The sequence below is a fragment of the Kocuria himachalensis genome, from assembly GCF_054784195.1.
The window spans coordinates 72,515-96,810 of sequence record NZ_BAAGPL010000004.1 but is presented as its reverse complement, the minus strand read 5'-3'; the positions used below and the strand labels follow the sequence as shown (position 1 = coordinate 96,810).

23 protein-coding genes, 1 pseudogene and 1 other annotated feature are annotated in these 24,296 nt (G+C 66.9%); of the genes and pseudogenes, 13 read left to right on the top strand and 11 right to left on the bottom strand.

Annotated features, from left to right (window positions below):
• A partial coding sequence (locus ACYVM4_RS03425; RefSeq protein WP_460667694.1) for an ABATE domain-containing protein occupies positions 1-284 on the bottom strand: 284 nt, incomplete at its 3' end.
• Positions 285-806: 522 nt separating this feature from the next.
• On the opposite strand from ACYVM4_RS03425, the gene ACYVM4_RS03420 reads away from it, so the two are divergent.
• Positions 807-1,628 carry an alpha/beta fold hydrolase gene (locus ACYVM4_RS03420; RefSeq protein WP_460667690.1) on the top strand — a complete coding sequence of 274 codons (822 nt, stop codon included), beginning with the start codon at positions 807-809 and terminating at the stop codon, positions 1,626-1,628.
• Between the two features lie 615 nt (positions 1,629-2,243).
• Here the strand turns inward: ACYVM4_RS03420 and ACYVM4_RS03415 are convergent.
• The 3 genes from ACYVM4_RS03415 to ACYVM4_RS03405 all read right to left on the bottom strand — a co-directional run bounded on the left by ACYVM4_RS03415 (position 2,244) and on the right by ACYVM4_RS03405 (position 3,143).
• Entirely contained in the window at positions 2,244-2,384 is a 141-nt protein-coding gene (locus tag ACYVM4_RS03415) for a hypothetical protein (RefSeq protein ID WP_460667689.1), read from the bottom strand.
• A gap of 98 nt (positions 2,385-2,482) precedes the next feature.
• Entirely contained in the window at positions 2,483-2,767 is a 285-nt protein-coding gene (locus ACYVM4_RS03410; protein WP_460667688.1) for a hypothetical protein, read from the bottom strand.
• Between the two features lie 142 nt (positions 2,768-2,909).
• Positions 2,910-3,143 carry a hypothetical protein gene (locus tag ACYVM4_RS03405; RefSeq protein WP_368813065.1) on the bottom strand — a complete coding sequence of 78 codons (234 nt, stop codon included), beginning with the start codon at positions 3,141-3,143 and terminating at the stop codon, positions 2,910-2,912.
• A 272-nt stretch (positions 3,144-3,415) separates the two neighbouring features.
• On the opposite strand from ACYVM4_RS03405, the gene ACYVM4_RS03400 reads away from it, so the two are divergent.
• Entirely contained in the window at positions 3,416-4,555 is a 1,140-nt protein-coding gene (locus ACYVM4_RS03400; protein WP_460667687.1) for an MFS transporter, read from the top strand.
• A 330-nt stretch (positions 4,556-4,885) separates the two neighbouring features.
• Here ACYVM4_RS03400 and ACYVM4_RS03395 read toward each other — a convergent pair whose 3' ends face one another.
• Complete coding sequence (locus ACYVM4_RS03395; protein ID WP_460667686.1) at positions 4,886-5,824, bottom strand: AraC-like ligand-binding domain-containing protein; 939 nt, start codon at positions 5,822-5,824, stop codon at positions 4,886-4,888.
• A 229-nt stretch (positions 5,825-6,053) separates the two neighbouring features.
• Here ACYVM4_RS03395 and ACYVM4_RS03390 point away from each other — a divergent pair, with 229 nt between their 5' ends.
• Both ACYVM4_RS03390 and ACYVM4_RS03385 read left to right on the top strand, forming a co-directional pair.
• Positions 6,054-7,205, top strand: a complete 1,152-nt coding sequence (locus tag ACYVM4_RS03390; RefSeq protein WP_460667685.1) for an NAD(P)-dependent alcohol dehydrogenase — start codon at positions 6,054-6,056, stop codon at positions 7,203-7,205.
• An 80-nt stretch (positions 7,206-7,285) separates the two neighbouring features.
• On the top strand, positions 7,286-8,761 hold the full coding sequence (locus ACYVM4_RS03385; RefSeq protein ID WP_460667684.1) for an aldehyde dehydrogenase family protein: 1,476 nt from the start codon (positions 7,286-7,288) through the stop codon (positions 8,759-8,761).
• Between the two features lie 522 nt (positions 8,762-9,283).
• On the opposite strand, the gene ACYVM4_RS03380 is transcribed toward ACYVM4_RS03385, so the two are convergent.
• The gene (locus ACYVM4_RS03380) at positions 9,284-10,045 is read right to left on the bottom strand and encodes a YoaK family protein (RefSeq protein WP_460667683.1); all 762 of its coding nucleotides are present in this window, start codon (positions 10,043-10,045) and stop codon (positions 9,284-9,286) included.
• A gap of 425 nt (positions 10,046-10,470) precedes the next feature.
• On the bottom strand, positions 10,471-10,869 hold the full coding sequence (locus ACYVM4_RS03375; RefSeq protein ID WP_460667682.1) for a VOC family protein: 399 nt from the start codon (positions 10,867-10,869) through the stop codon (positions 10,471-10,473).
• Between the two features lie 67 nt (positions 10,870-10,936).
• Between ACYVM4_RS03375 and ACYVM4_RS03370 the strand changes: the two genes are divergently transcribed.
• Positions 10,937-11,524 carry a TetR/AcrR family transcriptional regulator gene (locus tag ACYVM4_RS03370; protein ID WP_460667681.1) on the top strand — a complete coding sequence of 196 codons (588 nt, stop codon included), beginning with the start codon at positions 10,937-10,939 and terminating at the stop codon, positions 11,522-11,524.
• Between the two features lie 345 nt (positions 11,525-11,869).
• Here the strand turns inward: ACYVM4_RS03370 and ACYVM4_RS03365 are convergent, their stop codons facing one another.
• A complete protein-coding gene (locus tag ACYVM4_RS03365; protein WP_460667680.1) occupies positions 11,870-12,556 on the bottom strand; it encodes a TetR/AcrR family transcriptional regulator in 687 nt (228 codons plus the stop codon).
• 267 nt (positions 12,557-12,823) lie between these two features.
• Between ACYVM4_RS03365 and ACYVM4_RS03360 the strand changes: the two genes are divergently transcribed.
• Positions 12,824-13,330, top strand: a complete 507-nt coding sequence (locus tag ACYVM4_RS03360; protein ID WP_460667679.1) for a hypothetical protein — start codon at positions 12,824-12,826, stop codon at positions 13,328-13,330.
• A 262-nt stretch (positions 13,331-13,592) separates the two neighbouring features.
• Here the strand turns inward: ACYVM4_RS03360 and ACYVM4_RS03355 are convergent, their stop codons facing one another.
• From ACYVM4_RS03355 to ACYVM4_RS03345, 3 genes are all read right to left on the bottom strand, one after another.
• Positions 13,593-14,183, bottom strand: coding sequence for a DNA alkylation repair protein (locus ACYVM4_RS03355; RefSeq protein ID WP_460667678.1), 591 nt, complete (start codon positions 14,181-14,183; stop codon positions 13,593-13,595).
• Positions 14,184-14,626: 443 nt separating this feature from the next.
• Positions 14,627-15,100, bottom strand: a complete 474-nt coding sequence (locus ACYVM4_RS03350; RefSeq protein WP_460667677.1) for a hypothetical protein — start codon at positions 15,098-15,100, stop codon at positions 14,627-14,629.
• 397 nt (positions 15,101-15,497) lie between these two features.
• A complete protein-coding gene (locus tag ACYVM4_RS03345) occupies positions 15,498-16,091 on the bottom strand; it encodes a hypothetical protein (RefSeq protein ID WP_460667676.1) in 594 nt (197 codons plus the stop codon).
• 228 nt (positions 16,092-16,319) lie between these two features.
• Between ACYVM4_RS03345 and ACYVM4_RS03340 the strand changes: the two genes are divergently transcribed.
• The 7 genes and pseudogenes from ACYVM4_RS03340 to ACYVM4_RS03310 all read left to right on the top strand — a co-directional run bounded on the left by ACYVM4_RS03340 (position 16,320) and on the right by ACYVM4_RS03310 (position 24,062).
• A complete protein-coding gene (locus ACYVM4_RS03340) occupies positions 16,320-17,516 on the top strand; it encodes a PD-(D/E)XK nuclease family protein (RefSeq protein ID WP_460667675.1) in 1,197 nt (398 codons plus the stop codon).
• A 189-nt stretch (positions 17,517-17,705) separates the two neighbouring features.
• A pseudogene (locus ACYVM4_RS03335) lies at positions 17,706-17,896 on the top strand (IS30 family transposase); the annotation flags it as partial.
• Between the two features lie 43 nt (positions 17,897-17,939).
• Positions 17,940-18,533 (top strand): transposase, encoded by a 594-nt coding sequence (locus ACYVM4_RS03330; protein ID WP_460667693.1) that lies wholly within the window; start codon positions 17,940-17,942, stop codon positions 18,531-18,533.
• Positions 18,161-18,275: a sequence feature (AL1L pseudoknot), on the top strand. Its footprint overlaps the gene before it by 115 nt.
• Positions 18,534-18,646: 113 nt before the next feature.
• Complete coding sequence (locus ACYVM4_RS03325) at positions 18,647-20,284, top strand: class I adenylate-forming enzyme family protein (RefSeq protein WP_460667674.1); 1,638 nt, start codon at positions 18,647-18,649, stop codon at positions 20,282-20,284.
• A 3-nt stretch (positions 20,285-20,287) separates the two neighbouring features.
• A complete protein-coding gene (locus ACYVM4_RS03320) occupies positions 20,288-21,619 on the top strand; it encodes an MFS transporter (protein ID WP_460667673.1) in 1,332 nt (443 codons plus the stop codon).
• A gap of 13 nt (positions 21,620-21,632) precedes the next feature.
• On the top strand, positions 21,633-22,649 hold the full coding sequence (locus ACYVM4_RS03315) for an NAD(P)H-dependent flavin oxidoreductase (protein WP_460667672.1): 1,017 nt from the start codon (positions 21,633-21,635) through the stop codon (positions 22,647-22,649).
• A gap of 357 nt (positions 22,650-23,006) precedes the next feature.
• The gene (locus ACYVM4_RS03310) at positions 23,007-24,062 is read left to right on the top strand and encodes an NAD(P)H-dependent flavin oxidoreductase (RefSeq protein ID WP_460667671.1); all 1,056 of its coding nucleotides are present in this window, start codon (positions 23,007-23,009) and stop codon (positions 24,060-24,062) included.
• Positions 24,063-24,296: the final 234 nt, after the last annotated feature.

Below are 24,296 nucleotides of genomic sequence, written 5' to 3'. Positions count from 1 at the left end.
GCATCCTCGGGGAGCTCGTGACCACGGGCCAGCGCGCGGGCGACCTCGACGATGCCACCCCGCAAATCCAGGGCGTGTGCCAGGTCCTGCTCGGTGGCGGCAGCCACAGTGGGTGGGATGTGTTGACGCAACCACTGGGTCAGGTCCTCGGGCCCCCGCAACCGTTCCCCGCCCGGGAGCCCGGCGCCGAAGCCACCGGTGTAGCCGAAGTCAAGACAGAGCGCCCCCGGACGAAAAGGCAATCCGGGGCCCCAGGAGGACTGGCATTTCCGACCTCGCGCCATGGGGTTACCGTAAATGATCACGTACGGGCCGGCACAGGTTCCCCCACCCGCTGGCATGTTCCACCACGAGAATGACTTGCGTTGTCTGCCCCCGGCACGCCCTCAGAGACCAGGCAGGAACCCATGGGACGGGGCCCCATCGCGCTCCCGCACAGGGCCTCTGATCACTTCTGGACGGGGTGGTTCCTCGTCAGGACCGCAACACTCCTGAAAATTCGAGCTATGGACAGCGTCGCGCAGGGCCCTGATCGCTGGATGACCCCCTCCCGACGCTCGAAGTCACAAGGGGTTCGACATTACATATGGCTTGTTACCGAACACTGCACAGAAGAGCGACGTCGCAGTTGGTATTCCTCCGTGGCCCATACGAGCCCGATCTCCCTGTGGCAGGTGCGGGCCGGCTTTTTCCTTGACGTGCGGTACCCGTAGAATGCAAAGCCTGCTGATCGATCATTGGATGAGGATTCATGGTCCTGACAGCGCCGGATCTCTGGCCGACGGACTGGAACAGGAGAGCATCACATGAGCCACTCCGTACATCGTGAACAGGTCGAGGTGGACGGTACTCAGTTGTCCTACCTGGTCGCCGGAGATCCGCAGACCCGGCCCCTGCTGCTGCTGCTGCACGGCACCTTCTGGAGCCGGGTGTGGCAGCCGGTCCTGCCCGCCCTGGGCGGCACCGCCCGGTGCATCGCCCTGGACCTGCCTGGCTTCGGCGCCAGCGGCGGGGAGCTCGACGTCGAGCACGCCACCGTCCCGGCCCTGGCCGACACGGTGCTGGCCGCGGCCGACGCCCTGGGCCTGGAGGAGTTCGACCTGGCCGGCCACGACATCGGCGGCGGGATCGCCCAGCACGTGGCCGCCACCAGCGGACGGGTGCGCAGACTGGTGCTGATGAACTCCGTCATGTTCGACTCCTGGCCGGTGCCGGCGGTCGAACGCTTCCGAGACCCGCAGCTGCGTGCGGACACCACGGTGGAGGACCTGCTTGAGGCCCGCGCTACCTCAACCCGCAGGAGCGTGCTGCGGCAGCTGGGGAAGGAGGAGCTGGACGACTACCTCTCGCCCTGGCGGGACCCGGCCCGGGTCCGGTCCTGGACGGCGCTGGCCGCCGCGGCGGACCCGCGGTACACGATGGAGCTGGTGCCCGCCCTGCAGGAGGCGGCACTGCCGACCCGGCTGGTGTGGGGCCGCGACGACGACTTCCAGAAGATCGGCTACGCCCGCCGCTACGTCGAGGACATCCCAGGCGCGGACCTGGTGGAGGTGGATGGCAAGCACATCCCCACCGAGGACTCCCCGGCCGCGGTCGCCGAGGCGATCCTGGACCACCTCGCCGAGTAGCTCGTCAGGGCCTGGCCGTTCCAGCAGGGGACACCGACCGCGGTGCGCTGCACCCGAACACCATGGGTGTGCTGTTCCACGCCTCGGTGGAAGTGCTTCTCGCGCGTCTGAACCACCGTGCAACCCCTGCTTCGATCCAGGAAGGATCGAGTAGAGGGCCAGCTCATGGGTGGTTAAGCCAAGAACTGCACTGATTCCTTCGCTTTACATATGGCCCGGTTAAAGGCCGTTGACCAACGGGAGTTCTCACACCTGGTGGAGCTCCCGTTCGGCTGATTCTGCTGCGGTTCCGCGGCGCACCCCGGTTCGCCGGACTGTGCTGGACGTCGGATCGATTACCGGAGTGTTGCGACGGCGCTGGTCAGCGTGGACTTCCTGCATCAGATGCACGACTCCACGGTGAGGTGGGATTCGGACCGACGCTGTACCGGGGCAGATTCCTGCCGTCCTGACCGACACCGACGTGGGATCTTGCGCGCCAACGAGCGGGTGTTTGAGGCGATGCTGGAAAGGTGTAGGACGCCAGTGACCCGACAACGCAGCCAACTCCCGCCTCCTCAACATCCGTGCCTACCGGTTCCTGCGGTAATCCCACCTAGCGCTCCAGCGTTGCAGTTAGGGCATGGCCCAGGACTCGGCCAGGCCGGAGGAGGTGTATAGCGACTCCACGAGGTCCTCGACTTCGCCGTCACCCAGGGACTGGGCGCGGTGGGAGAGGCCGTAGAGCGGGCGGGTGCGGGTCGGTGCGATGGTCACGGAGTGCTCCTGGTGGGTTTCGAGTCGGGAGCCGATCAGCAGCTCCAGTGCACTCCATGTGTGCGGCGCGCCCCGGGAAGGAGCGCGCCGCAGGGTTTTCAGGGGACCGACGGCGTTTCCACGGCGACTACCTCCCGGGCATCCGGGTCGGGCCCGGCGCGGTCGGCGAGTCCGGTGATCGTCTCGGAGGTGGCGGTCATCGCGGTGCTGGCGGTGTTGGATGCGGTGGTGGGCGAGATGGCCACCACACCGGTCAGCAGCGCCAGGACGCCGAGGACGGTGAAGGCTCGACGCCGGTGGCTGGCGATGACGAGCAGTCCGGCGGTTGCCAGGATGGCGCCGACCACGGCCAGCAACATGGGGGTCAGGGCCTCGGGTGTCACCGGGCACCGCCGGCGAGAAGTAGAAGGGCGTGCGGGCTGGGGGAAGCGGACATGAGGGATCTCCGGGGGGAAGAGGAGGGCGTGACCCGCGGGGATAGTCGGCGCGGTTCTGGAGGGAGCGGTTCAAAGGCCCCAGGGTTCATTATTCCTGGTCGGGACGAGAAGACCGGAGTGGTACGCCCGTGTCTGGGCGCACCGCGAGGCCTGCCGGGAGGGGCCAGGAGACGAGCTGGAACAGGTCCTTGTCGTGGGGGAAGATCGCGCGGATCTGTTGGCGCCACGGTCCGGTGAGCGGGTCGTAGTCGTCCTGGGAGAACACGGCGCCGGTGGTGATCTGATCGCGCAGCACCATCCCGAGTACGACGTCGTGCTGCACAGTTATAGCCTCCTGGTGCCGGGAGCGGTCTAGGCGGAGAAATCTGGACATCTCTGATTCGGTAGGGTCCAGGGACGCCGAGGGGGCAGGCAGTGTCATTTATGAAAGAGGCCTTGCCCCATAGCGAGGGAAGGCCTCGAGAGGGCAGGAGAGCCAGCCATGAACGTTTCACCGCCATGCCCCCGGGGGCTAGGGATAGGCGCGATATCGGACGCCTTGGTGACAGGTCGGAGCGCGTGAGGCGTCCGGGTCGGGGATCCACCGCTGTGGCTGTGGCCGTGCTGGTGACCGTTCTGACGAACATGCCGGTGTTTCTCCTCGGGGCGCTGGCCACGGAGATCACCGCAACAATCCACGTCCCGGCCTACGGGATCGGCCTGGCCGTGGGGATCTACTGGGCCGCGGCCGCCCTCACCTCGGCCTGCGCCGGTGTGATCGGTCGTGGGCTCAGCGAGAAGGGCATGGGTATCGCGGCCGTGCTGCTCGCGGTCCTGAGCCTGGTGGGTAGCGCGTCCTGGATCCCGTCGTGGCCGTGGCTGATCGTGTGGGCAAGCCTGGGAGGACTAGGCAACGGTCTGGGGCATCCTTCTTCCAACCACCTGCTCGTCACACACATCCCAGCCTCCTCACGCGGTCTGGCTTTTGGGGTGAAACAGGCTGCGGTCCCTCTGACGGGAATGGTCGCCGGCGTCTCGATCCCACTCGTGGCGCTGACCCTGGGCTGGCCCGTGGCATTCGTGCTGATGGCCGTCCTTGGCGTGCTCGTGCTGATTCCCACAGCCCTGACGCGCGCAACACCCACCGCCGAGGGTGCGGCTCGGTCGGCGGCGCGACTGGAGCGCCACGTGCGCCGCGCGTTGGTGCTGATGGCCACGATGACGATGTTCGCCGCTGGTGCCGCCAACTCCGCCCTTGCATTCGCCGTGATCGGCGCGCTGGAGCGGGGGATCGCAGTTGGCCCGGCAGGTGTGCTTCTCGCCATCGGTAGCGCCTCAGGAGCGTTGACCCGTATCGTGATCGGCCGGGTCGTCGATCGAGGCGGCGTGTCGGCTTTTCCGCTGATCCAGGCGGCCATCGTGGCCTGCGTCGTCGGGCTTGCTCTCATGGCGATCCCTGCAACCTGGAGCTACGTGGTGGGTTTTCTACTCGCGGCGGGCCTGGGATGGGGGTGGCCAGGACTGGTGCACTTCCTTGTCTCGCACATGGCACCTGGGGCCACCGCGGCGGCCACCGGCATCGTCCAGACCGGCACCTACATCGGCAATACCATCGGTCCCGTGCTCACCGGAGTGGTCCTTAGTCTCGGTAACTCGACACAGACCTGGGCAATGCTCTCCACCATGGCAGCTGTCGGCGTGGTCATTTCCTTCTTCCTCGGGCGTCGACTGCGGGAAATCGACTCCCTGGAATGACCGCTGAATTGGAAAGAGTCCTGCCCCTCAACGCTACCGGCCCCAGCCGACGTTGACATCCTTACTGTGACGCCAGGGGCGTGAAACCCCGGCATGCACGTTTCATGCCCTGGCATTGCACTAGGGGTGGCCTGCCAAGCGTTCCTCGCTCGGAGGCCCGGGATGCAAACCCAACCTTCGAACGGGCCGATCGGGTGATGGACGCCGGGGCAAAATAGGCCGGCCCCACCTGCTTTACATATGGCCGGCTACCGGCCATTTCCGCGAGGGCGATGGTGCGGTTGGGGTTCAGCAGTTGCCTCAAATCCGTTCTTCGCACCCTGTAGGTACTCAGGACTGCGCGGGACGGAGGTCCGCGGCTGTGGATTTGCGGAACTCGGAGGGGGAGATCTCGAACTGTGCCTTGAAGGCCTTGGCGAGCCATTGGGCGTCGTGAAGGCACCACCGGGCCGCTACTTCAGCGATGGTGAGATGCGAGAGACGGTAGTCGGCCAGGTCCCGGCGGACCGCCTCGAGGCGCCGTTGCCGGATCAGCCCGCTGAGGCCCTTGCCGGTACCGGCGAACACCCGCTGGAGTGTGCGGACCGACACGTGATGAGCGGCCGCGATGTTCGCCGGGCTCAGTTCTGGTTGGTGCAGACATCGATCGATGTAGGACTCGACCTGGTTCCGGAACAGTTCCTCGGCGTCGTCGGCCACCGGCTCGAAGTCATTAAGGATCGCCCCTGCGAGCAGGGACGCCCCGGCGGTGGCCAGATGGTTCCGCGCCACCGTGGTGGGCCCCGGCAGGGAGGCGCAGGTGGTCATGAACTGAATCAGCATTGCCCCAGCACCCGTGGCGGTGGACCACGTTCGGGTTCGGGCATCGTGGAGGGCCTGAGCGGGTACGCCCAGGGCGGTGGGAGATGCGGTCATCACGTCGCACTCCCAGGTGCCTTGCCAGGTGATCCGATAGGGCAGCCCGGTGTCGTAGAGGCCGAATTCGCCGGGCGTGACCATCACCTCGCGTCCGGATTGCTCGATGACGCACCGTCCGCGACGTACCGCGCACACCTTGAGCGACTCCGTCGGAGACCGGCGCAGGGTACGGGCCGAGCGGACCAGTTGCTGGGGTGTGCCCGAGATGCCAAAGATCCCCACCCCGCCCAAATCCGTGGAAGCGTACGTTCCAGTGGCCTGCCCAGGTGAGGTGGCCAAAGGTACGACCTGGAGACCCCCGAAGGTCGACTCCATGTCGTGATACCAGGCATCGTCTACGAAACTCACCATCAAGCGGGGCACCTCCTTGTGTCCGGCGCAGGTGGCGCGGATCGACAACTGCGCTGTCGCAGCCGGACAACCCTGCCTGTTGTGCTGCGGGTCACAGTATAGGAGTTGAACTTGTCGCCCGATTTTTCCGCCTCCAACCGGGCCTGTCCGGAGGCGGGGGGTGCACGGGGGTAAGGCTGTGGCATGGGTCCGGCTGGTGCGGATCTGGTCCGCTCGAGCTTGTGCGTCCATGACGTTCGTTGCCTTCTACTTGCCGTCATTACTACTTGAGGAGTCACCCATCATGCAGGTCACCGCAGCTCTTGCCACCGCCCCGAAGACCCCGTTCGAGCTCGTCGAGCTGGATCTCGACGAGCCGCGCCCGGACGAGGTGCGGGTGAAGCTGGTGGCCACCGGGGTCTGCCACACCGATGCGATCGTGCGCGACCAGGTCTATCCCACCCCGCTGCCGGCCGTGCTCGGCCACGAGGGCGCCGGGGTGGTGGAGGCGGTGGGTTCGTTGGTGACCTCCGTGGCCCCGGGGGACTCGGTGGTGCTCTCGGCCAATTCCTGCGGGGTGTGCGACCAGTGCTTGACCGGGCGCCCGGCCTACTGCGCGGACTTCTTCGCCCGCAACTTCGCAGGTACCCGCCCCGACGGGTCCACGGCCCTGGCCAACGGGGAGGCGGTGTCTTCGCACTTCTTCGGCCAGTCCTCCTTCGCCACTCACGTCAACGTCGCTGTGCGCAGCGTGGTGAAGGTCGACAACGACCTGCCCCTGGAGCTGCTGGGCCCGCTCGGCTGCGGGCTGCAGACCGGGGCCGGGGCCGTGATCAACTCCCTGGATGTGCGCCCGGGCTCCAGCATCGCCGTGTTCGGCACTGGAGCGGTGGGGTGTGCTGCGCTGATGGCGGCCGCGGCGGTGGGGGCCACCACCATCGTGGCCGTCGACATCATCGACTCCCGACTGACCACGGCCACCGAGCTCGGTGCCACGCACACGATCAACAGCCGCACCACCGACGTGGCCGCCGAGATCGAGCGCATCACCGCCGGCCGCGGTCTGGACTACACCCTGGACACCACCGGCATCCCGGCGGTGCTGCGCCAGGCCGCCGAGATCCTCGGTACCGGCGGGACCGTGGCCCTGGTCGGGGCCCCCGCACCCGGCACCGAGGTCTCCTTCGAGGTCGGGGGTTCCCTGCTGAAGGGCTGGCACTTCCGCACCATCATCGAGGGCGACTCCGTCCCCCAGGTCTTCATCCCCCAGCTGATCCGACTGTGGCAGCAGGGCAAGTTCCCGATCGAGAAGCTCACCAAGACCTTCCCCTTCGCCGAAATCAACGAGGCCTTCGAGGCATCGGCCTGCGGCGACGTCATCAAGCCCGTCCTCGTCTTCTGACCGGGCCATCCGGGAGGGGCACCCGAGGGCGCCCCACCCTGTTCCACGCGACTTCAACCATTCGACACAGGAGCACACCCATGACCACGACCACCCTGGAGACCACCGGCACCTTCGCCGGCCAGCCCGTGAACCAGCAGCACATCGGCGGGACCTGGCGCGAGGGCCGTTCGGAACGGACCCTGACCGTCACCAACCCCTACGACGACACAGTACTGACCAGCATTCGCCAGGCCACCGTGGCCGACCTCGACGAGGCCTACCGCACCGCCGAGGCGGCCCAGAAGGACTGGGCCGCCCAGTCCCCGGCCGCCCGACGCCAGGTCATCATGCGCGCGGCCCGGATCCTGGAGGAGCGCCGGGAGGAAATCGTGACGTGGCTGGTGGCCGAGTCCGGCTCCACCGTGGGCAAGGCTCAGGTGGAGGTCTCCTTGGCCGCCGGCATCACCCTGGAGGCTTCCTCCTTCCCGACCCGCGTGCACGGGCGGATCGTGGAGTCCAACACCGTCGGCAAGGAACTGCGCGTCTACCGCCGCCCCATCGGAGTCGTCGGTGTCATCAGCCCGTGGAACTTCCCGCTGCACCTCTCCCAGCGCTCCGTGGCCCCGGCCCTGGCCCTGGGCAACGCCGTGGTCCTCAAGCCCGCCAGCGACACCCCTGTCACCGGCGGCCTGATCCTGGCGCGGGTCTTCGAGGAGGCCGGACTGCCCGCCGGGGTGCTCTCTGTGGTGATCGGGGCCGGCTCCGAGATCGGCGACGACTTCGTCACCCACCCGGTGCCCGGACTGATCTCTTTCACCGGCTCCACCCCCATCGGCCAGAACGTCGGGAAACTGGCCACCGGCGGGGCCCACCTCAAGCACGTGGCCCTGGAACTGGGCGGCAACTCCCCGTTGGTCGTGCTGGCCGACGCGGACCTCGACGCCGCCGTAGAGGCCGCAGTGCTGGGCAAGTTCCTCCACCAGGGCCAGATCTGCATGGCCGTGAACCGCATCATCGTCGAAGCCCCGCTCTACGACGAGTTCGTGGCGCGCTTCACCGCCGCCGCCGCAGGCGTCCCGGTCGGGGACCCAGCGAAGGACAGCACATTGGTGGGTCCGGTGGTCAACGACAGCCAGCTCGAGGGCCTGAAGGAGAAGATCGCCACCGCGAAGTCCGAAGGCGCGCGCACCGTCCTGGAGGGGCAAATCGAAGGCCGCACCGTGCCCCCGCACGTATTCGCCGACGTCACCCCGGAGATGGAAATCGCCCGGGAGGAGATCTTCGGGCCCCTGGTCGGGATCCTCAAGGCCGACGACGAGGCCCACGCCCTGGAACTGGCCAATGCCAGCGTCTACGGGCTCTCCAGCTCCGTGTTCACCCAGAACCTCGACCGGGGGGTGCAGTTCAGCCTCGAAATCAAGGCCGGAATGACCCACATCAACGAGATGCCCGTCCACGACGAGTCCCACGTGCCCTTCGGCGGGGAAGGCAACTCCGGGCTGGGCCGGTTCAACGGCGACTGGGCGATCGCCGAGTTCACCACCGACCACACCATCGGCGTCAAGCGCCTCTAGACCCCAGGGCACCGCCGCCCTACGACATGGGTGCTGCGGCGGTGCCCTGGTCCACATCGCAACGGGGTGGGTGACCAGGACTTGCGGTCCGGACCACTTGCCCCGTTCTGCTGTGGGCTGACTCCGCCGTATGACCCCACCCGTGAAGCGACCTCGTGATGATTCACCGGCCCAAGGTGCGCGGCGGCCGTTCCCTTGTAGATGTCCTGTGCGCCGGAGCCGAGGGTCCAACCACACTCCTATGGCCGACCGAACAGAGTTTCTGGCTGATCTGTGGTCAGCGGAGCCAAAAGCAGCTCGGCCCTGGCTTTACATATGGCCGGTTAGAGGCGGACTGTGTTGCGGTGAAGCTGAGTGGGCCCTTCCCGGGTCGGGTTAAACGGGCATGACAGCCCCTGGTCGCGCACGTAGAGCGTGGTGAGGTCCGGAGGATGCCCACCTGCTTCCCCTTCCGGGTCAGGTCCGGGGGACCCAGACCGAGCACCGAGCACAGGAGTGCTCGGGGCCAACCGTTCCGCCGTGTCACAAGAACACGCGGGCGGGTGGCCGCCGGCGGGAGAGGTCCCGGGCCATCGGACGGTAGGCCAGGACCAGCAGCAGCAGGGCGACGGGCACCAGGAAGGAGAATCCCACGGCCAGGTAGCCGAGGGTCCCGGCCACGCCGCCGAGGAAGAACAGGCCCACGAGGGAGGTCAGCACCCGCAGCTTCCTGCGGTCTCCCCGGACCGGTTCGGGACCGGCCGTGCGGTTGGGATAGAGCATCTTGCCGAGCTCGATGGCGATGTCGGTGACCATCCCGGTGACGTGGGTGGTGCGCACGGGGACGTCGGAGACTTTGGTGATCAGCGCGTTCTGCATCCCCATGGTGAAGCACAGGACGCCGACGTGCACCAGGTCATGGTGCTCGCCCTCGACGGCCTCGGCGGTCAGGCTGAACACCAGAATCAGGGCGCCCTCGAAGGCGAGGACGTTCGCGAACCGGCTGCCGAGCCCCCGGCGCCGCCCCCAGTTGTAGAGCAGGGAGCACCAGATGCCGCCGAACACGAACGCGCCCAGGCCCACCGCGCCGAGGGACAGCAGTTCGACGTCGCGGTCCACCAGGTGGTCGGCCATGGTCGCGGTCAGACCGGTCATGTGGGAGGTGTAGAGAGCTACGGCCACGAACCCGGCGGAGTTGAGCATGCCTGCGACGAGGATCAGCAGGCAGGCCAGGTGGTAGTCGTAGCGGGGGCTCCGGCGGGGCCCCGAGACTCGGGACAGGTAGCCGGTGACGGGTGTGGCCATCCACTCAGCCTAGAAACGGTCCGGGCCGGGCCCGGTAGACCATCGGCCAGTTCAGGCGGTGTTCTCCCTCACATGGACGACTACCTCGAGCACCTCCGGCACCACGGCGCGCGCCCGTTCCTCGACGGCGTTCTCGTGAGAGTGAGAAGGTGGCGTGGCGCAGTGCTGTGCAGTGCTGGGCCAGTAGCGCGTTGGCGCGTTCAGCGATAGTGCGCAACTCGGTGAGCGGAACTGCCTCGGGTTCGTGGACAACGGGTACAAGAGAAGCTCGACGCTCTCCGCTTTACATATGGCCGCCGGCTATCGGTCGCTGCGCCATGGGGTCCTCGGATGTGAGGAAGTGGCTCAGTCGCCTCATGACCGCATGGTGAGCCGGCACCGGACAGGTGACATGGCGGAGGCGGACGGTGGAGGTGCGGAGCGTCTTACCGGTACTGCTCGGCGTGGCTCTCATCCGGCTCGATCGGGCTGATGACGTCGATGAGCACTCGACCGGGGCCGGCGAGGATGAAGTGCCGCTGCCCGAAGGCCTCGGACCGGATATCAAGGACCGGGGGCAGGCCGGCCTCGACCACGAGGCGCCGGTACTCGTCGTCGACGTCGTCGACCTCGACGTTGAGCAGCACCCCCGCTGAGAGTGTCCCGTACCCGGGCGGAACGGTGCCGTGGCCCGGATCGAGTAGGGCCAGTTCGTGGTCTCCTCGGCGCAGACTCACGTACCAGTCGGCTTCGAAGGTCGTCTCGAAGCCGAAGTGCCGGCGGTAGAAATCCGCGGCCCTGACCGGCTCGTCGACCATCAGCACGGGGTAGAAGCTGGTCCACACGGGGGTCCTCCTCGGTCGCGCGTGACACTAAGCTTATACATACAGGCCGTATGTAACTAGGGGGGGCATGCCACGGCGTACCAAACAGGAGAGCGAAGCCACCGCTGCCCGGATCACCGAGGCAGCGCGGACGCTGTTCGCCCGGCACGGTTACTCCGGTGTGAGCCTGGAGGCGGTGGCGGTCGAAGCGGCGCTCACGCGCGGGGCGGTCTACCACCACTTCGGTAGCAAGGCCGGGTTGTTCACCGCTGTGCTGGCCGCGGCGCATCGGGATGTCGGGGCCCGGGTGGGTGCCGCGGTGGCCGCGGAGCAGGATGACTGGTCACAGCTGGAGGTTGGTTGCCGGGAGTTCCTGCGCGCAGCCCTGGACGAGGCGAACCGGCGCATCATGCTGATTGATGCCCCCGCGGTGTTGGGGTGGGAGCAGTGGCGGCGGTTTGACGTAGCGCACTCGGGTCGTCTGCTGGCCGAGGGGTTGGACCACCTCGCACGCGCAGGGCTGATCCGTACGGGGATCTCCTTCGCGGCCGCTCCGATGCTGTCGGGTGCGATGAACGAGGCCGCGCTGTGGGTGGCGCACACGGACGAGGACGATGCCCTTGCGCAGGCCGAGGAGGCTCTGTGCGTGCTGTTGGGCGGGTTACGCGCTGGATGAGCGACGGCTGACGAACTGGTCACCGGTCCCGAGGGTGCGCATGGGCCCGGCGGCCGGGGGCGCCATGAGATGGGAATTCATTTCGCACGCGTCCAGGAGCAGAACGAGCCCGTGCCACCGCGTCCCCTCTGCTCTACGTGGGGCCAGTTACCGGCCACTTCTCCGATCATCCGGGATAATTCTGAGGGTGTGGCACCAGCATTGATGCTTTCCACGAGCAGGGCGTTGCAGTAGGGGCTTCCGGTGGAGGCAGGCGCCAAGATCGCTGGCCGGCTGGCCCCGCCGTCGTTGCCTTTTTGGGGCGTGGCGGTGGAGTGCCGCCTCCGGGGTGACGGTGGGGTGCGGTTATGGATGGCGTGTGGTGGTCGGCGGGGTGGGGACGCCGGCCAGGGCGGCGCAGGCGGCCGCGGTGGTGGCGACCCAGACAGCGGGGTCCACGACGTGGCGGTAGTGGCCGAAGACTTCTAGGGAGGTGGACCCGACAGCGAGGTCGCACCACAGCAGCGCGACCGCGGCCGCAGCAGGATTCTCCGGATGCAGGCGGGCCAGATCGGGGTCGGTCACCGGCAGGGCCAGCACCGGCCGGGCCCCCTCGGCCAGCGCGTCGACGGCGATGTTCAGAAAGGGCGTGTACACCTGCTCGGCGGCGGTGATCGTCTCGGCCGGGGCCACGTAGCCGGTGACCGGAGTGCCGTAGAGCAGCGCCCAGTCATGCGGATGAGTGAGAGCCCAGCCGCGCAGCCCGCTGAGCAGTTCCGTGAGTCGCTCCCATCCCGTACCGGTTCCGGGATCGACTGCACCCAGGGCGGCGGCCAGCTCCTGGTAGTCGGTCAGCAGCAAGGCGGTCAGCAGGTCCTCGCGGGTGGGGTAGTAGCGGTGGATCGCCGAGGAGGCCATGCCCAGCTCCCGGGCCACGGCCCGCATCGACAGCCCCCCGGGCCCGAACTGGCCGAGCATCCGGCGCCCGGTGGTGACGACGGCTTTCTCGATCTCCCGGCGTCGACGCGCCCGGACTCCCTCCTGGTGGGTCATGTCTCCGAGCATAAAACAAGAGCGCTGCTCTTGTATTCCCGACCCAGCTGCGTCACACTCAAAACGAGAGCGGTGCTCTCTCTTTGTTCGTGGCGATTCGTGGAGGCTCTCATGGCTGCTACTGCGCAATTGGCGTACCCGACCGGGGCTGGGCGATCCCGAGTGCCGGCCAGCCCAGGTTTCTGGACTGTGTGTGCCGGGGTGGCCATGGTCGTGTTCTTGTGTGTGCGGCCCTGGGGGGATCAGAGTGGGGATCCTTTGGAGGCCGTGAGGGCCTTCGCCTCGATTTGGTGGCCGATCGCTCATCTGGCCGGCGCGGGGGTGTTCGTCTTCCTGGTCCTGCGCACGGTGGTCCTCTGGCGCGCTCGGCCGGGGAGCCGTGGCGCGATGATGAGTGCGGTGCTCACCGGGATCGGGGCGTTCGGGGTCGTCCTTTACTACGGCATGGAGGCTTTCGCCCTGCACGGGCTGGCTGTGGTGGCTGCCGGACAGGACCCGGCCACCGTGCTGGCCACCGCCGATGCCCTGCGCCTTAACAACATGGCCCTGACTGTCTTCGGTGCCGGGCTGTTGCTGGTCACTCTTGGTGTGGCCCTGTCGAGCGCCCGTGGTGGGGTGCGGGGGACGGGCTGGCGCCACTGGGTGCTGGTCGTTGCCGTGGCGGGGATCCTGCCGCACTTCTTCCTTCCCCCTGGCGGGCGGGTGGTGTTCGGGGTGGTCTTCCTGGCGGCCTGCCTGCTGCAGGTGGCCACTTCAGGCCACCGGTCTCGATGATCCTGCGACCGCCTGCTCACCTGCCGGGGACCTCTTGGCATCCCGGCAGGCACGGAGGTGCATGAGATCCATCCGACATCGAATGCTCCGCGTGCATGGGCGGCGGGGTCCTTGGCATGGCTGTGGGACCCAACAGAGTCCGGAGCATCAACGGTGAGCACATCACAGGGCAGTCCGGGACATCTGGTGAGGAGCAATGGGCTCCGCGGTCTGCGCGAGGGTGTCGTCGTCGATCCCGCGCTGCCGCCGTCGGGCCTTGCATTCACCGGGCGGATGAGACCGTGTGCTTGCGATACGTCCTGACCGCCGAGCGAACCAGGGGGTCGAGGTCCTCGTCCAGCATCGCGGCGATGTGTGTCCCCAGCTCGATATCAGCCGCGGAGCCCTGCTTGATGAACCACAACGGTGCCGTGATCGCCGACCGCCGGCGCAGCGGATCGGTTGATCGGACCAGATCTTCCAGGAGCAGCCGTGGGTCGCCGAGCACGCCGATCATCAGTGGCCACCCCAGCACGCGCGGCGCGGCCCGATCGACCATGTCCCACGCGGTGATCGCGTCGTGCCGGCCCAGATAGGTGCTGGCGTACACCGCGCGTTCCTCGTCCGAGAGTCTGCGGCGTGCGCGGAAGTCGAGAATGCAGAACGCGGTCATGCGGGGTTCGTAGGCGGCATGCTCGAACAAGGAGTCGAGCTCGCCCGGTGCAACATCGGTGGCCGTCCTGGCAATCTCGAACAGCGCGCCCATCCGTACCCCGAACACGGGTTCGTCCTGGCGTACTCGCTTGCGGATCTTCTCGATCTCCGCCGGATCGGCGGCATCCAGCAGTGCCCGCTCGACGTCTGCGGCTGTCACGAGTGGCGCGTGCACACCATCCATCCGACCACAGTTGACCCTCACCGTGAAGTGTCAGTAGCAATGAAGTCGCACCGTGGGACGGGGGTGGTGCTGACGGCCTGGTCGAGGAGCCGGCTGGACAGGGGCGCGCGGCGGGAGACGAGAGGGTGGTTGCTTTCGGACCCGCAGCTGCTGGCGGCGGCACGCAGGGCCGTGGTCGGGCTGATACACCGGGGGCCCCTAGAGGTGCTCTGCACGAGCGGGTCCTCGCCGATGCCGTGTTCACCGCCATCACCGCCACGGAAGGCCTCGCCCGCCCACGCGGTGCATACGCGTGGGCGCCGGTGCCTGTGTCACCGGTGGCTGTCGGGGAGCCCTCCAGCTGAGGTGTGCGAGGCCGACTCTGTGTCACTGACCATGCAGGACCACGCGATGGCCCCGTCCTGGAGTGGCCCCTTCGGTCAGAGCCGGGTGGCGCCGAAGCGGCGCCGTAGCCGGCGGTGGCGGTGGGTGAAGACCGCACTGACCAACACGTGCATCAGCGCTTCAGCCCCTTGTCCGCCCAGGCGTGCTTCAAAGACCACCCGGTCATGGATCTGGGTGCTCTGCGCCCCGGTCGGGGTGAGGGTGCGTTCGTGTTCCCACCGGCGTGCAATCCTCATCGAGGAAATCTCGTGAAAGCGGCGCCCGGGTTCCAGCTCGGCCAGCATGAGGTCATCCCACTCGAAGGGCACCACCCCGAATGCACGCAACCAGGCCCGTCCCAGCGGCACCCCGAGAGAAGCGTGGTCCAGGGACCCTGCTGACAAGCTCGGCGGTAGTGACATGGTCAGCCACGGACGCATCTCGTCGTTGATGCCCTCGGCGGTGACGACCCACTCCCATACCACGGATGCGGGTGCGGCGAGGTGACTGATCCGCTCCACGGCGCGCATATGGTGACCCTAGTGCGCCGGTCTGGTCTGTTCCCTAGTTTCTCGGCATGGATCCATTCGGTTCCGGGGCCCACGGCATGGATGGGTCCTGCAGGAGTGGGCAGTCCACGGACCGTTGAGCGGTGGTGGTCAAGAAGTCATGGCCTCGGCGTGAGGGGTGGGGTCCTATCAGCAACGCTTCCCGGTCGCGGCCGGGGAGCCGTGACAAGCCGACCGCGACCACGGGTCCGACCGCACGTCACAAGACGGTCCGAACATTCCCTGGCTCATCCACAGACAGCGAACGCAAGGAGACCTCATCCCTGCTGCCTATGCATATGGCCGGCTAACAGACATTGCCCGCGGGAACGGTGATGCAGCTAAGGTTGGTGTCTGCTTTGGCCCTGCCGGGGTGGGCTTACGCCGGGTCCGGCACTGGATGGGTCCGAGGCGGCATGGGGCCGGCGACTTCCAGCACGGCTGTTTCGTAGTCTCCGCCGAAGCTGACCTGGGTGACGTCCTTGAGCCGGACCTTGTCCATGCGCTGCTCCCAATGGCACTGGGGCGTGACGGGCAGCAGCCACAGGCTCTTCTTCCTCCACTCGACCGGCACGCCGATCAACAGTTTCCCGGGCCGTTTCGCCTCCCGATACACGCACACCACCCCGGTCGCAGACACAGCGCCGGTGATGATCGTGCGCGGATCCGAAAGCGCGAATCCGGTGGAGGGACGAGCCGGGGGCCAGGCATTGTGCTGGTGCAAGAAGGACAGGAAGGTGGTCTCCGGTTCCACCTGCACGAGGTCTGTCAGGCGGAGCACCCGGTAGCCGTCGAGGTAGGCCCCGTCGCGGATATCAGCCAGCAGCACCCACTCTTCCGAGAGCTCCAGGACCACCCCCTGCAGCACCTCCTCGGACTCCACCGCCCGCTGGATCCGCACCGGGGTGGCCGTGGCAAGGGACTCGCGCAGAATCGCGAGCAACTTCTTCCGGGACTGACTCTTCTTGGTCACGGCACATTCTGACACCGCCCCTCCGGCGCCCGGCCATGACACGGCACCATCGCAGAGACCAGCGTTCTCCGGTCCTCCCTGCTGGGCGGATCCACGCCTTCCAGATGCCGGCCCCTGCCATTGCAGTGGGGGTTCCTGCGCTGAGACAGCATTTACGTGGAAGCGGCCGGACCTAGCGCTCTCCGCGTCGGCCGCTCCATCTGGCCACCGTTCATGTAGCGTCACGCCATGACCCCCCGACCGACGGACATGAGCGGCTTCGTCACCGCACTTGTGCCCACGCTCTCGCGCAGCCTGGCCGAGGAGTTCAACGTCTTCCGGGTGATGCACCACGGCACCCACGAGAAGCAACTCTCCAACGTCTTCGCCTGGCTGCTAACCGCCGATGCGACTCACGCACTCGGCGATGCCTTCCAGCGCATCTTCCTCGAGCGGATCAACGCTGAGCTGCCGATCGACAAGCAGCACCTGCCTTCCACCGGCTACCGCGTGGTCCAGGAAGTCGACACCAGGGGGGACGAGGAAGCCGCTGGCGGCCAGGTCGGCATGGACATCGCCGACATCGTCCTCTCGCGACAAGACGCCGCCGTCGTCGTCGAGAACTACGGGACCTCCGATGGACACGGTCACGACTACCGTCGGTATCACGACCACGCTGTTGGGCCCGGGAGAGCGGCCGCAGTCGTTCTGCTCTGCCACCGACGGGCGGCCCACCGCCAGCAAGATGGATGGGAACAGGCTGTGGTCGTCACCTACGCCGAGGTTCTGGGGGATCTTCGAGCGCACGTCGATCGCGATCGGTCGTGGTGTCGGCGGCATCGTGAGCAGCTCTTCTTCATCCAACAGATGATTGACCACTTCGTGGAAGGCCCGGCCGCAGTGAACCTCGACGACCAGATCTCCTTCATCCAGGCCATGTGCGAGACCGGGGAGTCTGCACGTTACGGGTACCGGTCGCAGGATCGTGCGACCCAGGAGTTCGCCGACCTCGTCGCCGAGCACGCGCGGCGACAGCTGGAGGACAGCCGCAAGACCCTTGCCTCGGTCAAGGCCGGGCTGCGCAGCTTTGCACAGACGACGCTGAAGGATCAGGTGAACGAGACGGTCGGCAGCGGGCGGGTGACGAAGGTTGAGGCGAGGCTGGCCGGAAAATGGGAGTGGTGCGTCGCTCTGTACCGCGCTGATGCGCAGCCGACGATCCTCCTCGTGTTCGGGCCCACAGCCGTCGTGGAGAACGAGCGCGCGCCGGAGTTGGTGTCCGACCCTGACTACTCGCGAGTGTTCGTGACGCTTAAAGCTACGGGCCAGCAGGGTCTCAAGCGGATCGTGCAGACAGACGTCAGCCTCGGTGAGGTCATCAACGGGCTGTCTCCAGACGATGACCGTCTGCGAGAGGCCGTGCTCGCGGTGGCATCCGGAGGCTGACGGGAACGGGGGTGTTCTCGCCCGAGGTGCAGCCCGCTGCTGATCCGCTCGTGTGAGCAGTCATGGTCCGATCGGCGTGCGTGTGTCCAACCACTCGCCCATCCCGGAGAGGTTGGCATGTGCCGGAACGGGAACTGCCCGATAGCGGATGTGTGAGCGTCTGGTTTACGTAAGGCCCGGATAGCGATCACCACTCCACTGCTGCGCCAGTACTTTCCGAAGGGCACGGACCTGAGCGTCTACACCCCCGGGGACCTCGCCCGGGTGGAGCAGCTGCTCAACACCCGTCCGCGGAAGGTGCTCGGATGGGCGACTCCAGCGACCGTGTTCACCGCGAAGCTGTCATGCTGAAGAACATCGGTGTTGCGACGAGCTGTTGAATCCGCCTGCCGAAAAGGGGTCAGCTTTCGCCTGCCGTTGACAGTGGAGGCTCGGCGGGACCCGGCGACGAAGGCCGGGGCGCTGGCGCGGATCGGGCAGCAGCTGGGGATCGATCCGGAGACGCTGCGGAACTGGGTCAGACAGGCCGAGGTCGACGGGGGATACCGGCCGGGAACCACCACCAATGACGCCCAGCGGTTGGCGGAGCTGGAAAAAGAAGTTCGGGAACTCCGCGGAGCCAACGCTATCCTGCGGTCGGCCTCGGCTTTCTTCGTGGCAGAGCCTGTTCTACCCACACCACAGGTAGTGGCCTGCATCGACGCCCACCAGGGCGAATTCGGGGTCGAGCTGATCTGTAAGGTCCTACCGGTCGCCCCGAGCACCTACTACGCCGCCAAGACCCGGCCGCCATCAGCGCGCTCAATCAGCGACGCGGCCACGACCGCGGTCATCGCCACGGTGCACGCGGACAACTATGGGGTGTACGGGGTGAGCAAGGTCCACGCCGAGCTGCCCCCAAAAGGCCACCGAGTCGCCCACGGTGCCCCAAGGTGGAAGGCCTCTGGTGTTAGGGGGCTGGGTGTCTTGTTCGGGGATGAGCCGCCTCCCGGCATCTGCGTGCGTCTGAATCCATAGCTGGCGCGTCTAAATGTGTGATTGACAGCACAGCGCCAAACATTCTACATTTGTAGATACTCGCACAACACATCTGTCGAATGTGGTAGTCGCTCAACGCCGAAGGTCGCGCCATGACATCTCTTCTGCCCTCCCGCTGGATTTCAGTAGCAGGTCTCCTGCTGGAACACAAGACGATCACGGACGTCCTTTTCGAGGCCGCGGCCGATGTTCCTGACACGGTGGCGCTTATCGATGTCGAAGCGGGGCCAGGATCCAGCCGCCGGTGGACCTATCAGGAGCTGGAGCGCGACGCCCGTGAGGCGGCCGCCGCCCTGCTCCAGGATTTCCGACCGGGCGACCGCGTGGGCGTCTGGGCGCCCAACAGGGCGGAGTGGCTCATCTTGCAGTACGGCGCAGCCCTGGCGGGGCTGACCCTGGTAACAGTGAACCCGGCCTACAAGTACGACGAGCTGCTGTACGCGGTCCGTCAGTCCCGGATGGCCGGGCTCTTCCATAACGGCCAGTACCGCGGCTACTCGATGATCCAGGGGACCGAAAGGCTTCGGGGGGACGTCCCGGCGATCAGGCTGACCCACGACCTGAACCACTGGGAGGAGTACGTGGCCAGGGGTCGAGGCGAGACCGTTGCCCTCCCGCCAGTGAATCCCGGTGCGGCGTGCCAGATCCAGTTCACCTCCGGGACCACCGGCCGGCCCAAGGCAGCGGTTTTGCACCACGTCGGCATGGTGAATGCCGCCCGCATGGTCGCCGACCGCTCCCGCATGGTCGAGGGCGAAGTGTGGGTCAACTGCATGCCCCTCTTCCACATCGGCGGCAACGGCATCTACCCGTTTGCGGTCTACAACCGCCGCGGAACCTACGTGCTCCTGCCGGAGTTCGACGTCGCCCGTTTCGCGGACGCGGTTGCGACCTTCCACGGCAGGATCTGCGTTCTGGTGCCGACCATGCTCCACCGCCTGCTCGCCGCCGGGGACGACGTCTCGAGGAAGCTCTCCTGCCTCCGGCTGGTCCTCTCCGGGGGAACCAACGTTCCCGAGTCCCTGATCCAACGAGCGACTGAGGCATTCGGCTGCACCCTCGGCGTCCACTACGGGCAGACGGAGCTCCACGGCATCATCGCCCAGACGGATTTGGATGCGCCACGGGATCAGGTCCTGACCACGGTGGGGCGTGCGCTGCCGGGGGTGGAGGTCCAGATCGTGTGCCCCGGGACGAGCACCCTGGTGGCTCCGGGGGAGGTGGGGGAGATCTGTGCCCGGGGATACCAGGTGATGATCGAGTACTTCGACCAGCCCGATGCCACCGCCGCCACCATCGACGACGAGGGATGGTTGCACACCGGTGATCTGGGAACCATGGACGATGACGGGCTGATCAGCATCACCGGACGGCTGAAGGACATGATCATCCGGGGCGGGGAGAACATCTACCCCCGAGAGATCGAAGAGGTCCTCACCCGACATCCGGCAGTGGAGAGTGTGTGCGTGGTCGGGCTTCCCGACGAGGAGTGGGGGGAGATCGTGGCCGCCGTCATCACGCCGGCCCCCGGCGCCAGCACAGAGCTGGCGGAGGAGCTGCGGGAGATGTGCCGCCGGGAGCTGGCCCGACCCAAGGTTCCCCACAAGTGGTTCCTGACCGAGGAGATGCCCACCACTGCCTCCGGCAAAATCCAGAAATTTGCAGTGCAGAAGTCGGCGGCGAATGCAGAGTTGCAGACGCTGGCGACCCGATCCAACACCAAGGGGTAGGTCATGACGCACGTCAACGGACTCGACCGCGTCGGGACCCCCGATGCGGAGAACACCAGTCTCAACACCAAAAGCATGCGGCGGATCATCGCCTCGGCGTTTTTCGGCAATCTCATCGAGTACTACGACTTCCTCCTGTACGCCACCGCCTCGGCAGTGGTGTTCAGCCAGGTCTTCTTCAACGACCTGCCCCCGGCGGTCGGCGTCTTTGCGTCCTTCGGCACGCTGGCCGCCGGATACCTGGCACGTCCCTTGGGAGGTGCCGTGTTTGGGCACTTCGGCGACAAGTACGGCCGGAAAGAAGTCCTCATCGCCTCCATGGTGCTCATGGGCATTTCCACCACGCTCGTCGGGCTGATCCCGAGCCCCGCCACGATCGGGGTCATGGCGCCGATCCTGCTCGTCACACTGCGACTGTTGCAGGGCTTCGCCGTGGGCGGTGAGCTCGGCGGGTCGATGCTGCTGGTCCTCGAGCACGCACCGGCCGAGAAGAGGGGCTTTGCCGCGAGCTTCGCCAACATGGGGGCCGCCGCGGGAGGCATCTTCGCCACCCTGGCCATCGCCTTGGTTTCGTTGCTGCCGGAAGACCAGTTCGTCTCCTGGGGCTGGCGGATCCCCTTCCTGTTCAGCGTGCTGTTGCTGGGTGTGGGATACCTGATCCGTCGCTCGGTCACCGAGACCCCCGTCTTCGCCAACATGGACAAGACTGAGGCCACCGACGTCCCGCTCGTGGCGATGTTCAAGCACAACGGCAAGAACCTCTTGTCCACTGTGCTCTCCGGCATGAGCCTGTACGCCATCGCCGGTGTCACCACGGTCTGGGGTCTCTCCCGTGCCATCGAGGCCGGTGTGGAACGGACCGATGCTCTGCTGGCCACGACCGCCGGGTCCATCGCCCTGGTCGTCTCGACTGTGATCAGCGCCAAGATCAGCGACCGGCTGGGCCGGCGCAAGGTGATGCTGACCGGCGCCGTGCTGATCCTGCTCTCGGTACCTGCCCTCCTCTGGCTAATCGACAGCGGTAGTGTCTGGCTCTATGCGCTGGCCGTGGTGTGGGCGCAGGCCGTCGAGGGGCTCATGTTCGGCCCGTACGCGGCCTTCGTGGGGGAGCAGTTCCCCACCCGGGTCCGCTACACGGGAGCCTCCCTGTCCTACCAGTTCTCCTCAATCATCGGCGGTGGTCTGGCCCCGTTGGCGGCCGCCGGCCTGGTGGTGTTCGCCAACGGCAGCACCATGGCTCTGGGCGTCGTGTGGGCCCTGACGATCGCCATCACAGTCATCGCCATCTACCGAGCGGAAGAACGCCGGAGCCACCATCTCGAAGAGATCAAGTAGAGAAGAGACCATTGTGGACTACAGGCACTACACCCAGCTCCTCGGCATCGACCATCCCATCGTGCAAGAGGGAATGGGGCCCTTCGGGACCGCGCGACTGGCCGCGGCGGTCTCCCAGGCCGGCGGCCTCGGCACTGTGAGCATGCCGGGCATCCCCGAGAACCTCTCTGAGGGCGCCGAGGTGCTCAAGAGGGACATCCGGCTCTGCGCGAGCCTGACCACCCGGTCCTTCGCCGTCAACATCCCCGTCGGCGTGGACTCGGACGGGCAGCCCTTGCCCGATGCCGACGTTTACATCGAGGCCATCCTGGAGGTCCAGCAGGAAAGCCCGGAGGTCCGCGGCCGGCTCCGTGCCATTACGACCTCAGCAGGATTCCCGGGCAGGTTCGTCGACCGGATCCACCAGGCGGGCCTGGTGCACCAGCACAAGGTGGGCAGCACCCGGCAGGCCGTGAAGTCGGTGGATGCCGGGGTCGACGTCATCATTGCTGCCGGCTTTGAGATGGGCGGGCATGCACCGGCCAGCGGCATGCACACCATGGTTGTGGGTCCCAACATCACCGAGGCCGTCGACGTTCCGGTGCTGCTCACGGGGGGCTTCCGTGACGGTCGGGGCCTGGCTGCGGCTTGGTGTCTCGGGGCTAGCGGTGTGGCCATGGGTACCCGCTTCATCGCCAGCAATGACCTGGACTGGCACCCCGCCTACCGGCAGGCCGTGCTGGATGCCGAGGAGAGCTCCGACGTTGCCTTCGACGGCGTGCACGGGCCTTGCCGCGCACTGCGCAATAGCGCCACCGATAAGTTCTCCCTCACAGGGTCCCTGCACCGTGCCGGATCTGGCAACGACCTCGAGCGGGTGCGAGAGAAGATCGGCCTCATGCAGCGTGCCCAAATCGAAGGCGACGTCAATGGCGGACTGGTGCTGTCCGGGCAGGTGGCCTCCGGGATCCGGGAAAGCATCGACGTTGCGCACTTCATCCCGCAGATGATGGCTGAAGCCCAGACCATCGTCCATTCGCTGGCCTCCTGACATACGTCCACCTTCGCCGCCCCCGGAACATGGGCGCGGGCTACGCGCCCATGTTTCGAAGGTACGTCGGCGAACACCGCGGACATGCCAACCCACGATGGCTCGCATCTGAATCCACAGGCGTATCCAGAGCGGGTCCAGCGATGCGGCGAGGGCTGCGGAGATCCGTAGCCCCCTGCCGGACTCTTCGCGGCATCTAATGCTTCCCTGGGCGGCGACCGGTTCGCCACCACCCGTGAGGAACTGTGCGGAGACTGCCCAAAGGGGCACTCCGCGCCCGCAAACAATGCCTTAATCGCCACCCAGGGGCCACGGCCGTAAAAAGGCTTGCCACGACGGCACTATCTAGGAGTTTCCGTGAATCCGCTCGAGAATCGCTACACCCGCCTGACCGGGATCGACCACCCCATCGTCCAGGAAGGACTGGGTCCTTTCCGCACCCCCAAGCTTGCGGCGGCGGTTTCCAATGCAGGGGGATTGGGAACAGTGTCCATGCCGGGCTTCCCCGATGATCTGGCCGACGGGGCCAAGCTGCTGCGTGAGCACCTCGAGGAGTGCGCCTCTTTGACGGACCGTCACTTCGCCGTGAACATCCCCGTGGGTATCGACGGCACCGGGGAGATCCTGGGCTTCACCGACGTCTACATCCGGGCGGTCATCGAGGCGCGGGAGGCTGAGCCTGAGCTCGAGAAGCGGATCAAGGTGATGACCACCTCGGCGGGCTTCTTCGGTCCCTATGGCCGGATGATCCAGGAGGCCGGGATGATCCATCAGCACAAGGTTGGTTCTACCCGGCAAGCGGTCAAAGCGGCCGAGGCCGGTGCCGACGTGGTAATCGCCGCCGGCTTCGAGATGGGCGGGCACGCCCCCAGCAAGGCCGTGCACACCTACGTCCTGGTGCCCAGCATCACCGACGCGGTGGACATTCCGGTGCTGCTCACCGGAGGCGCCCGAAACGCGAAGGGCCTGGCTGCCGCACTGGCCATGGGCGCGGACGGGGTGGCCATGGGGACCCGGTTCATCACCACCCACGACAACTCCGACTGGCACCCCGCCTACCTGCAGGCTCTCCTTGATGCCGAAGAAGGTGACGACGTCGCCTTCAACGGGGTGTACGGGCCGTGCCGCGGGCTGCGCAACGCTGCTTCCCAGCAGCTCCTCGCCGAGTCCCACGATCTGGGGGAAGCGGGGCGGATGAACCCCGTCGAGCAGATCCAGTGGAAAATCGACCGTATGCAGGCCGCCCAGACCGACGGCGACGTCGAGGGCGGTCTCGTGCTGACCGGTCAGGTCGCCGCCGAGATCCAGAGTCTGGTCAGTGTTGCCGAGTTCGTCCCGCAGATGGCTCAGGAGGCGGCGGACATCCTCTCCTCCCTGGCCGCCCGATACGCCGGAGTGGCCCAGCCCGCCTGAGCGGGCAGTCCCAGCACATCCCAGGACGGCATGAGGGGGGAGGGCAACGCCCTCCCCCCTCATGCCGTCACGTCGCTGCCACGTGAGGCCCGGGGCTGGCGTCCAGCAAGGTCCGGGGCCTGTGGAGATACTGCCCTGTCGAAGATCGACGTCTCCCCGGCGCAACATGCATTTCCCGGGCAGGGCTGCCCGGGCCGTGCTGTGACCAGGGCAGCCCGGGTGTCCCGATCTGAG